This is a genomic window from Shewanella sp. AC34-MNA-CIBAN-0136 (assembly GCF_040309945.1).
Classification (GTDB): Bacteria; Pseudomonadota; Gammaproteobacteria; order Enterobacterales; family Shewanellaceae; genus Shewanella.
This window is the reverse complement of the sequence record NZ_JBEOPJ010000054.1, coordinates 1-329: the sequence shown is the minus strand read 5'-3', so window position 1 is coordinate 329 and position 329 is coordinate 1. Positions and strand designations below refer to the sequence as shown.

At 44.1% G+C, this 329-nt stretch carries 1 protein-coding gene; it reads left to right on the top strand.

What is annotated here, in order from left to right; genetic code table 11:
• A partial coding sequence (locus AAEY94_RS20635) for an IS3 family transposase (RefSeq protein ID WP_350979903.1) occupies window positions 1–329 on the top strand: 329 nt, incomplete at both ends.

The following is a 329-nucleotide window of genomic DNA, read 5'->3' as shown; positions in this document are numbered from 1 at the left end:
CAAACGATAGCATTAATTGAATTGTTATCGAGAGAGCAGAACATCGTCAAACAGCTTTGTCATTTGTTTGAAATACCGCGTAGCAGCTACCATTATCATCTCAAACATCGTGGATTAGTGAAGCCTGAACGTGAGAAACTGCGCCAGCAAGCGATTGCAATTCACCGTGATAGCAGAGGCTCTGCAGGGGCAAGAACGATAGCAGGCCAGCTTAATCAACTGGGTGAAAATGTTGGCCGTTATAAGGCCGCGAGTTTAATGAGAGATGCAGGGCTAATCAGTAACCAACCCAGAAAGCATCGTTACAAGATAGCAAATGATGAATCTAA